The organism is Saccharopolyspora sp. 6M, from assembly GCF_020176775.1.
Classification (GTDB): domain Bacteria; phylum Actinomycetota; class Actinomycetes; order Mycobacteriales; family Pseudonocardiaceae; genus Saccharopolyspora_C; species Saccharopolyspora_C gregorii.
This window is the reverse complement of sequence record NZ_JAIUJZ010000029.1, coordinates 24,547-34,075: the sequence shown is the minus strand read 5'-3', so window position 1 is coordinate 34,075 and position 9,529 is coordinate 24,547. Positions and strand designations below refer to the sequence as shown.

General features: G+C 74.1%; 10 protein-coding genes. 4 read left to right on the top strand and 6 right to left on the bottom strand.

Annotated elements, in window-relative coordinates; translation table 11 throughout:
* Positions 1–9 precede the first annotated feature (9 nt).
* From LCD31_RS05220 to LCD31_RS05210, 3 genes are read right to left on the bottom strand one after another with little or no spacing between them, the layout of a single operon-like run.
* On the bottom strand, positions 10–708 hold the full coding sequence (locus tag LCD31_RS05220; protein ID WP_224956310.1) for a VOC family protein: 699 nt from the start codon (positions 706–708) through the stop codon (positions 10–12).
* Positions 705–1,802, bottom strand: coding sequence for a Gfo/Idh/MocA family oxidoreductase (locus LCD31_RS05215; protein WP_224956309.1), 1,098 nt, complete (start codon positions 1,800–1,802; stop codon positions 705–707). The genes LCD31_RS05220 and LCD31_RS05215 overlap by 4 nt, the downstream gene beginning before the upstream one ends.
* Entirely contained in the window at positions 1,799–3,136 is a 1,338-nt protein-coding gene (locus LCD31_RS05210; RefSeq protein WP_224956307.1) for a salicylate synthase, read from the bottom strand. Before LCD31_RS05210 ends, LCD31_RS05215 begins: the two co-directional genes overlap by 4 nt.
* Positions 3,137–3,744: 608 nt before the next feature.
* On the opposite strand from LCD31_RS05210, the gene LCD31_RS05205 reads away from it, so the two are divergent.
* Positions 3,745–5,163 (top strand): L-lactate permease, encoded by a 1,419-nt coding sequence (locus LCD31_RS05205; protein ID WP_224956306.1) that lies wholly within the window; start codon positions 3,745–3,747, stop codon positions 5,161–5,163.
* Between the two features lie 135 nt (positions 5,164–5,298).
* Here the strand turns inward: LCD31_RS05205 and LCD31_RS05200 are convergent, their stop codons facing one another.
* Both LCD31_RS05200 and LCD31_RS05195 read right to left on the bottom strand, forming a co-directional pair.
* Positions 5,299–6,105: a cytochrome c biogenesis CcdA family protein gene (locus tag LCD31_RS05200; protein WP_224956305.1), complete on the bottom strand. Its 807-nt coding sequence runs from the start codon at positions 6,103–6,105 to the stop codon at positions 5,299–5,301.
* Between the two features lie 5 nt (positions 6,106–6,110).
* Positions 6,111–6,842 carry a thioredoxin domain-containing protein gene (locus LCD31_RS05195; protein ID WP_224956304.1) on the bottom strand — a complete coding sequence of 244 codons (732 nt, stop codon included), beginning with the start codon at positions 6,840–6,842 and terminating at the stop codon, positions 6,111–6,113.
* 87 nt (positions 6,843–6,929) lie between these two features.
* On the opposite strand from LCD31_RS05195, the gene LCD31_RS05190 reads away from it, so the two are divergent.
* Both LCD31_RS05190 and LCD31_RS05185 read left to right on the top strand, forming a co-directional pair.
* Positions 6,930–7,589: a GntR family transcriptional regulator gene (locus tag LCD31_RS05190; protein WP_224956303.1), complete on the top strand. Its 660-nt coding sequence runs from the start codon at positions 6,930–6,932 to the stop codon at positions 7,587–7,589.
* Positions 7,590–7,626: 37 nt separating this feature from the next.
* Complete coding sequence (locus LCD31_RS05185) at positions 7,627–8,121, top strand: hypothetical protein (protein ID WP_224956302.1); 495 nt, start codon at positions 7,627–7,629, stop codon at positions 8,119–8,121.
* Positions 8,122–8,204: 83 nt separating this feature from the next.
* On the opposite strand, the gene LCD31_RS05180 is transcribed toward LCD31_RS05185, so the two are convergent.
* Complete coding sequence (locus LCD31_RS05180; RefSeq protein ID WP_224956301.1) at positions 8,205–8,714, bottom strand: GNAT family N-acetyltransferase; 510 nt, start codon at positions 8,712–8,714, stop codon at positions 8,205–8,207.
* A 79-nt stretch (positions 8,715–8,793) separates the two neighbouring features.
* Between LCD31_RS05180 and LCD31_RS05175 the strand changes: the two genes are divergently transcribed.
* On the top strand, positions 8,794–9,504 hold the full coding sequence (locus tag LCD31_RS05175; protein WP_224956380.1) for a GntR family transcriptional regulator: 711 nt from the start codon (positions 8,794–8,796) through the stop codon (positions 9,502–9,504).
* The last annotated feature ends 25 nt before the right edge of the window (positions 9,505–9,529 follow it).

Here is a 9,529-nt window from a genome sequence, read left to right as displayed (position 1 = left end):
AGGGGCGCGCTAGCCGTCCGCGGGTGCCGCGCGCAGCACGGCGCCGTGCGTGAGCGCCGGATCCACGTCGTGGTCCAGCCCGGCGATCTCGATCGCCAGCACTCCGGTGACCGGTGCTTCCCGCACCCGGAAACCGGGGGCGTCGCCGACGAGGGCGCGGAACGCGGGCAGGTCCCGCGCCCGCACGCCCACCTCGACGGTGCGCAGCGCGGTGGCCCCGTTCGGGTGCGCCACGGCGGGCGGGTGCTGCGGCGGGTCGTACGGGGTGACCAGGAACGGCAGCCGGTCGTTGCGCGGGTAGGCGAAGGAGAACTCGGTGCGCGCCCCGTCCGGGCGCCGCCGCTTCCAGCGCACGGCGCGCCCGCTGGGCACCCCGGCTCGGGCGAGCGCGGCGAGGCGTCCGGCGAACCCGTCGCGAGGGGTCAGCACGGCGACGTCGCAGAAGCCCTCGGCCTGGCGCGCCCAGCGCACCATGCGCTTCCCCGCGCCGCGGCCGAAGAACAGCTCCAGCGGCAGCCGGAGCCACCGCGCACCGCGCGGCGTGGTGAGCAGTTCGACGATCGGGCCGTCCGGGAACCACACGTGCGCGTGCAGCGCCCGCTCCTCGGCGGTGGCGAAATCGACCTGGAACCCGGCGGCGCGGAAGTCCGCGACCGCGGCCGCGAGGTCGTCGACCCGCAGCAGCACGTGACTGCACCGGGCGCTCATCGGACCAGCTCCCGCCGGTCGACGACGGGTGGTTCCGCGGGCCGGACCACCTCGGGCATGCCGAGCTTCGCGGTGAGGTCGGCCCAGGCCGTCGCCACCGACAGCGCCCACTGCCCGGCGGCGGTGCGGCGGGCGGGTCGATCGATGTCCGCGCGCAACCGCAGCAGCGAGGCCCGCACCGCGCCGGGCCACAGCCGCGCGAACACGTCGTGGAAGGTGCCGGGCGCCTCCTGCAACACCGAGGTGCTGGGCACCGCGAGCCGTTCGGTGCCCGGCCCGGCGAGCACGAGCCTGCCGGTCTCGTCGCGCGGCGAGTGCAGCCGCGGGTTCCACAGCACCGGTCCGTGCGTGTCGGCCAGTTCCAGCACTCCCGCGTCGGTGCCGACCGAGATCCGGTGCAGCAGGTGCGAGTGGTTGTCCGGGTCGTCCGGGTGCACCTGGTTCTGCACCCGCAGCGTCACCGGCAGGCCACCGACCACGGCGTGCAGCGCGCGGAACGGTTGCGGTTGCGCCGCGAGCACCGCGAGCCGCTCGGGCACCGGATCGCAGTCGCCGAACGCCCACGGCCGCAGCGCGCCCGCGACCCGGCCGAGCACGTCGAGCAGCGGGAGCAGGACCTGGCTGTTGCAGGCGGCGTCGACGAACCGCAGCGCGTGCTCGGCGCGCAGCCGGGCCACCGCGTCCAGGAAGGTCCGCACCGGCTCGATGTCGTGGTAGAGCGTGTTCACCGCGTACGCGGCACCGCCGTCCCGGGCGGCCCGCAGGTTCTGCGCGATCTCCTCGGCGTGCACCGGGTGTTCCTGCAGCACGTGGGTGCCGCGGCGCAGGAACTCCCGCGCCAGCTCCGATCCGGTGCCGCCGGTGGCGCCGGAGCGCACCACGACGCAGACCACGTCCACGTCCGCGGGGACCTCGCTCGGGTCCGCGTAGGACGGGACGCCGCGCTCCGCGGCGAGCGCGCGGGAGAACGCGCTGCCCTGGGACAGGATTCCGGCCAGTTCGAAGGATTCCGGGTCCGAGCGCACCGCGTCCAGGTAGATCCGCCCGAACGCGGTGCCCGCGACCACGATCCGCAGCGGCCGCGCCCCGGTCACGGGGTCACCGCCGGTTCCGCGGCGGGCACCAGGTGGCGGCAGACGCTGCGCAGCTTCTCGCGGGTCTCCTCCAGCTCCCGGTCCGGGTCGGAGTCCGCGACCACGCCCGCACCCGCGCGCAGCCAGGTGCGGCCGTCCTTGCGGTAGACGCTGCGCAGCACCAGGGCCGCGTCCAGCTCGTCGCCGTCCACGGCGACGACCGCGCCGCTGTAGAGGCCGCGTTCCTCGCGTTCCAGCCGCCGGATCAGCGCCCCGGCCGGTTCCTTGGGGATGCCGGAGGCCGTGACGGCGGGGAACAGCGCGGCCAGCGCGTCCCACGCGTCGGCTTCGGCGCGCAGCACGCCGCTGAGCTCGGAGGCCAGGTGCTGCACGCTGCCGCGCTCCTCCACGTGCATGAACTCCGCGACGCGCACCGAGCCGGGCGCGCACACGCCGTCGAGCTCCTGCGCCGCGAGCCGCACCGAGATCGCGTGCTCGTAGACCTCCTTGGCATCCCGGTAGAGCTCGGCGCGCAACGCACCATCCACTTCGGAATCTCCTGCCAGCGCGCGGGTTCCGGCCAGCGGTTGCGTGGTGACGACGCGGCCGGGACCGACCTTCGCGACGATCTCCGGGCTGTACCCGGCCGCCTCCCAGCCGCCGAGGCGGAGCAGGAACGAGCGCGCCGGGGTGTTCGCGCGGCGCCCGGCGAGGTAGGTGGCGGCGAGGTCGATCTCGCCGGGCACCGGGACCGGGCGGGACAGGATCACCTTGTCCAGCCGGCCGGCGCGGATCTCGGCGACCGCGTCGCGGACGCCCGCGCGGTACTCCTCGGCGCCGTGCTCCAGCAGGTCGGCGTCCGCCGGGACGGGCTCGGCCGCGGTCGCCGCCCGCAACCTCCGTTCGAGCCGGTCGAGCTCGGCGACGTCGGCGGCGCGCAGCAGCGCGGTCCCGCCGTCGACGACGACCTCCCGCTCCGGCACCAGGAACCAGGCGAGCACGTCCTCGGCGGCGACCGCGTCGCGGTGGGCCTGCGAGAGCTCGAAGCTGACCCAGCCGCACGCCCGCGGCCCGCCCGGCGCCTCCGCTCCGCCGAGCGAGCGCAGCGCGTCGCCCGCCGCGGCGAGCGGGTGCGTCCGCAGCGGGAACTCGGTGCGCCGCGCACCGTGCACGAGGGTCGCGCCGGTCGCGCGGACCTGGACTTCGGCCTGCCGCCCCTCGGCCCACCGGATCGCACCGCCGTGCTCGTAGAGCACGTGCTGGTCGGCCGACTCCGCGCAGAGCCCGGCGGTCGCGGCGAGCGCGTCGCCGTCGAACTGGATGCGGCGTTCCACCGCACCGCCAACGGAGGTCATCTGATCGTCTCCCACTTTCCCGTGCTTGATCGCGATCGCGCACGGCCCCAGTTGCGGGTGGCACCGATCGGCGCCACCCGGCTTAGTGAATCCACGGCGCACGGATCACGGTCCGTCACGCCATCCCAGTCAACTTAGGTTAGGCTAACTAGAGTTGATCGCGCCCGCAAGCGCACTCCGCCTCATCGCCGCACCGTGCGCGACCACCATCTAAGACGCTGTTGAAAATGATTGTCAATGCGATTAGTGCTGAGTGTTGCAGCACAGGAGCCCATGGACTGATCGGAGTAGCGGAATATCGAGCATCGGGCGCAACGATTGCGTGACGCGGCTCTCGAAGATCCGCCGACCACCCGACCGGACGCCGAGCGATCACCCGAAGTGACCAGGGGCTCGACCGGCCGGGCCCGGTAGCACGATCGCCCACTGTGGACGATGCGGGCGGAATCCCGCCGCAGCGGTGAGATCGGCGGCACCGGATGCCACCGCACCGCGGAACATCGGTAGTTTTCCCGCGAGGAGCCGTTCCGCACCCCAGCGGAACCCGGCCCCCGGAAGGCCGGGAACGCGCCCGGCCGGCCCCACCGCCGACCCGCCCCGGACGTGCCATGCCGATGCTCCTCGCCGCCGCCGCGCCCATCCTCGTCGTGCTGCTCCTGCTGGCGGTGCGGATCCCGTCGCTGTGGGCCGGAGCCACCGGGCTGGTCGTCGCCGTCCTCGCCGCGGCGCTCGCGTTCCCCCTCGACGCGGCCGGGATGGCGGCTTCGGCGCGGGACATGGCGCCCACCGTCGTCGAGGTCGCCGTGATCCTGCTCGGCGGCGTCGGGCTAGCGGAGGCCATGCGGCGCGGCGGTGCGCAGGACCGGATCGCCGACTGGCTCGACGGCGCCGAACGCGGCGCGGACCGGACGGTCACCCTGCTGCTGCTGGTGTTCGGGCTGACGCCGTTCATGGAATCCGTCACCGGGTTCGGCCTCGGCGTGGTGATCACCGCTCCCCTGCTGGTCCGGCTCGGGCTGCCCCCGGTGAAGGCGGTGGTCTCCGGACTGCTCGGGCTGGTGCTGGTGCCGTGGGGCTCCCTCGGCCCCGGCACGCTGGTCGCCGCGCAGCTCGGCGGTGTCGGATCCGGGGAGCTCGGCCTGTGGTCGGCGCTGCTGACGCTGCCGGTCCTGGTCGTGGCCGCGAGCGCCGTGCTCGCCCTTAACGTCGGCCGCCCGGCGCCGCGGCAGCTGCTGCTGGCGGCCGCGGTGGTGCTCGTGGAGTGGGTGGCGCTGATCGCGGTGAACCTGGTGCTGTTCCCGCCCGCGGGCGCGCTGGCCTCGGCGGTGGTGGTCGCGGGACTGCTCGCGCTGACCCGCGCCGCGAACGGCCCGCTGCCCGCGGTGGACCGGGCGCTCGCGCTCGCGCTGCTGCCGTACTTCGTGCTGGTCGGCGGCATCTTCGCCGCCACCGGGGTGCTGGCGCTGCTCGGCGCGAGCGGTCCGGCCGCGGTGCTGGCGAATCCGGCGGTGTGGCTGCTGATCGCCACGGCCGTCGCCGTCGCCGCGCTCGACCTCCCGGCAGCGGACCGGTGGCGGGTGATCGGCTCCGCCGTGCGCCGGTGGGTGCCGATCGCGGGCGGCGCCGTGCTGTTCATGGTGCTCGGCATCGTCATGGCCGCCACCGGCATGGCCGAGCACCTGGCGGCCTCGGCCACGCGCGCCGGGTACGGGTTCGTCGCCGCGATCCCCGCGATCGGGGCGTTCGGCGGCTACCTCACCGGGTCCAACACCGGGGCGGCGGCGATGTTCTCGGCCGCCACCGCGACCGCGTCCGCCGGGCTGGGGGCGACGCCGCTGATCGCGCTTGCGGGGCAGAACGTGGCGGGTTCGTTCGCGATCATCGCGTCCCCGCCGCGGATCGCGCTGGCCGCCGCCGTCGCCTTGCCGCCGGGGGAACGGCTGCCCGGTTCGGCGCAGCGCGTCCTCGCCGGAGCCGCCGCCACGTCCGCGGTGCTGCTCGGAGCCCTCACCCTCCTCCTCGCCTGACCACGCCGTCGATCCGCTCCTGCCGCCCGGTGCGGGGAACCCCACCGCCCGCCGTCGAACCCGACCGGGCGTGCACGTCGTACAAGACGGGCGGTGAGTTCCGCCGCGCCAGTGCGACGCGGCAGAAGTGGAAGGTCAGCCGGTTCGGTTCCTGCGGTGCAGCACGAACCAGGCGGAGCCGGCCACGGCCAGCACGACCAGCACCACCGCCCAGTCGGGAACGGCCCCGGACAGCTCCAGCACCCGGCCTTCGAGCCGCGCCTGTTCGGAGGCGCCGAGCACGCCGCCCACGCTCGTCGTCCCCCGGGTGACCAGCATCAGCACCCCGACGGCCGCGGTCAGCGCCCCGCCGACCACCCCGGTCCAGGTGTTCTCCCAGCGCCCGATCCGCACCTGCCGCGGGCGCACCAGGCCGCGCACGAACGGCAACCGGTCCCACAGCAAGCTCAGCACCAGCAGCGGCAGCGCCATCCCGGCGGCGAACACCAGCAGCACGACCCCGCCGCGCAGCGCGTTCCCGGACACCGCGGCGAACGTTAGCACCGCCCCGAGCAGCGGTCCGGCGCACACCCCGGCCAGCCCGTAGATCGTGCCGAGCGCGTACACCGAGGCCGTCGAGGTGCCCGCCGAGCGCTGCGTCCTGCTCAGCATCGGCAGCGGCACGTCCAGCAGCATCAGCACCCCGAGCACGATCACCACGACGGCCGCCACGCCGACGAAGGCGTCCCGGTACTCGTTCACGAACGCGCCGAGCGTCCCGGCCAGCACGCCCAGCGGCACCAGCGTGGTGATCAGCCCGAGGTAGAACACCCCGGTGCGCGCGAGCAGCGCGCCGGGTGCGGTGAAGGCGTAGGAGAAGAAGGCTGGCAGCAGCATCACCGAGCACGGGCTCAGCAGGGTCAGCACCCCGCCGACGAACGCGCCGAGCAGGCCGAGTTCCACGCGCCCTACTCCCCGCCGGCGAGCGCGGCGTCCACGAACTCGCGGAAGTTCTCGATCGGCTGCGCCCCGGAGAGCGCCGAGTTGCCGATGGCGAAGAACGGGACGCTGTTCACGCCGAGGCGTTGCGCGTCACCGGTGCTCTGCCGCACCGCCTCCAGCAGCCGCGGGTCGTCGAGGTCGGCGGTGAACTTCGCGAGGTCGGGCACGCCGATCTCCTCCGCGAACCCGATCAGCCGGTCGCGCGGGAGGTCGGGGTGCCCGGATTCGGGGGCGGCCCGGTACACGGCGCCGAGGTATTCGGGGAACATGCCTTGGTTCCCCGCGGCGCGGGCGGCGACGGCGGCGGTGGCCGACTGCTCGCCGAAGAAGGAGACGTCGCGGATCTCGATGCGCAGCTTCCCCGAGTCCACGTACTCGCGGACGAGCGCGGGCAGCGTGTCCCGGTTGAACACGGCGCAGTACGGGCAGCGCAGGTCGGTCCACTCGACCAGCACCACCGGGGCGTCGGCGCCGCCGATGGCCATCGGGTCGTGCGGGTCGCGCAGCTCGACGCCCACCTGCTGCGGCGGGGAGGCCGCACCGCCGTCCGCGCTCGGCGCGGGCTGCCCGGTGGAGAGCTGGGCGGCCACCACCACGAGCAGGAACGCGGACAGGGCCGCGAGCACGACGTTGATGATCTTGGAACGGCGGTACTTCGCCTCCAGATCGTCCGGGCGATCGGCGGGTCGATTCGTCACCGAACTAGGATACATGTTGCATCCCAACGGCTCGCGGGCCTGCTTGGGAGGATGGAGCGATCGGGGGCGACGACGAGAGGCGGCACGATGGCCAGGACCACGCTCGACGAGGGCTCCGCGAACGAGCGCTCCTACCGGCACGTCCGGCAGGGCATCCTCACCGGGCGCTTCCCCGGCGGCACGATGCTCAGCGAGGCGACGCTCGCCGCCGAGCTGGCGGTGAGCCGCACGCCCGTGCGGGCCGCGCTGGTCCGGCTCCAGGAGGAGGGCTGGGTGACGATCTACCCCAAGCGCGGCGCCCTCGTGCAGACCCTCAGCGACCGCGCCGTCCGCGAACTCGCCGAAGCCAAGGCGATGCTCGAATCGGGCGCGGTGCGCGCCGCCCGCCCGCGCGCGCTCACCGCGCTCGCCGTCGAGATGCGCCCGGATCTGCTGCGGCAGCGGGAAGTCCTCGACGCCGGGGACCTGACCGCGTTCGTGGAGCTGAGCATCGCGTTCCACCGGTCCTTCATCGCGGCCGCGGGCAACGAGGTGGTGCTGGAGCTCTACGACCGGCTCGCCGATCGGCAGCGCTTCCTGCTGTTCAGCTACGGGCGGCGGCTGCTGGACCGCGCCGCCGCGATCGTCGAGGAGCACGGGCTGCTGCTGGACGCCGCCGCCTCGGGGGACGGCGACGCGTTCGCGGCGACCCTGCGCGACCACCTCACCAAGAGCTACGGCGACGCCACCGACCCGCGCTCGTCGTGAGCACCCCCACCGCACGACCCGGAACCGAGGAGGGCGCGTGACCGCAGCCGATCCGATGTGGACGCTCCGGCGCCGGACGAGCGAGAAGTGGCGCACGCACGGCCCGGACGTGCTGCCGATGTTCGTCGCCGAGATGGACTTCCCGCTCGCACCCGCGATCAAGTCCGCGCTGCTGGCCGCGGTGGAGGCGGGCGACACCGGCTACGTCGACCCGCACGACACCCGGGCCGCCGAGGCCTTCGCCTCCTACGCGGCCGACACCTGGGACTGGGAACCCGCACCGGAGCGGATGAGCTGCACCACCGACGTCAGCGTCGTCATCGTCGAATCGTTGCGGCGCCTCATCTCGCCCGGCGACGGCGTGATCGTCAACCCGCCGATCTACCCGCCGTTCTTCGACCTGGTGCCGGAAGCCGGCGGCTCGGTGGTGGAGGTGCCGCTGCGCGACGACGGCGAACGTTACGAGCTCGACCCCGGAGACCGTGGTCGAGGCCGTCGACCGACTCGCTCGCGCGAACCGCTGAACCGCTAGTCCACAAAGGACAGGTGGTCGCGGGTCGGCCGAGCCCGTCCACTGCGGACTGGACGACCATCGCTACCGGAGACCGCGGCGGATCAGAGCTCGCGCTGGAACCAGTGCTCGTCCCGGAAGTCCCCGGGCGCCACCTGGAGCGCGGCCGGGAAGCGGCCGACCTCGGCCCAGCCCTGGCGGCGGTAGAACTCGGGCAGGTGGGTGCCGCCGCGGGTGGCGAGCACGAGCTGCCGGAAACCGAGGTCGCGGGCGCGCTCGACCGCGCGGGCCAGCAGACGACGCCCGATCCCGCCGCGCTGCCACCCGGGGTGCACGATCAGCTTCCGCACTTCCGCCCGGTGGCGGAACACCTGCCCTTCCTTCCCGCGGACCAGCACCATCCCCACCAGGAGCCCGCCGTCGCGTTCGACCAGCAGCTCCTGCCGCCCGGATCCGACGTCGCGCAGTTCTCCTGCCGCCGCCTCCGCGATGAGTTCCGCGGGGGCGTCCACGGGGAATCCGATGGCGCCGCCTGCGCGCACCACGGCCCGCCACAGGTCGGCGACCTCGGTCGTCGTGGGGAGCTCCGCCCGCCCACTGCTTGACCTCGCCATGACACCACCCTACAGTCCCTCGTATCTCATATATGACGTACGAAGGAGCAGCGTGATGGCCGAGAGCTCACCGGACGCGATGGCGGCCTTCCGGCTGTCGCTCGCCGACGCGGAGGTGGATCCGCTGGCGAACCGGACCGACCGGGCGCTGTCGACCATCAAGCGGGGCATCCTCACCAACCGGCTGCGGCCCGGCCAGCAGCTGGTCGAAGCCGACATCGCCGAAGTCCTCGGCATGTCCAAGACCCCCGTGCGCGAGGCGCTGAAGACGCTGGTCGGCACCGGCCTCGTCGCGTTCAGCCGGTTCAAGGGAGCCATCGTCCGCGAACTCGACGCCGACGAGGCCGCCGCGATCTACGACCTGCGGCTGCTGCTGGAACCCGAAGCGGCGCGCCGGGCCGTGACCGCGGGCTTCGACCCGGGCCCGGCCGGCGTCGCGCTGGACCGCGCGGTGGCCGCGGGCGAAGCCGGGGACAACGCGGGAATGAGCCTCGCCAACCGCGAGTTCCACCGCCACCTCTACGCGGGCTGCGGGAACGCGCTCCTCGTGGACACCCTCGACGGGCTCAAGGACCAGACCGCGCTGGTCAGCGTCTCCGGCTGGCGCACGGCGGGCGGGTGGCGGACCGAAGCCGACGAGCACCGCGGCATCCTCGACGCCGCCGAACGCGGCGACGCCGACGCGGTCGCCACCGCACTGCGCGCCCACATCGCCGAGTTCGTCGAGCGCGTCATGCCGTACCTCACCGGCGCGGCCGAACCCGCGGACGGTGACACCGCCGCGGGCTGACCGCCACCCCCCGCACATCCGACAC

Excerpts from the sequence above, each read along its gene's own strand:
- LCD31_RS05210 (WP_224956307.1), bottom strand. The coding sequence starts at position 3,136 with ATGACCTCCGTTGGCGGTGCGGTGGAACGCCGCATCCAGTTCGACGGC.
- LCD31_RS05175 (WP_224956380.1), top strand. The coding sequence starts at position 8,794 with ATGGCGGCCTTCCGGCTGTCGCTCGCCGACGCGGAGGTGGATCCGCTG.
- LCD31_RS05220 (WP_224956310.1), bottom strand. The coding sequence starts at position 708 with ATGAGCGCCCGGTGCAGTCACGTGCTGCTGCGGGTCGACGACCTCGCG.
- LCD31_RS05190 (WP_224956303.1), top strand. The coding sequence starts at position 6,930 with ATGGCCAGGACCACGCTCGACGAGGGCTCCGCGAACGAGCGCTCCTAC.
- LCD31_RS05180 (WP_224956301.1), bottom strand. The coding sequence starts at position 8,714 with ATGGCGAGGTCAAGCAGTGGGCGGGCGGAGCTCCCCACGACGACCGAG.
- LCD31_RS05205 (WP_224956306.1), top strand. The coding sequence starts at position 3,745 with ATGCCGATGCTCCTCGCCGCCGCCGCGCCCATCCTCGTCGTGCTGCTC.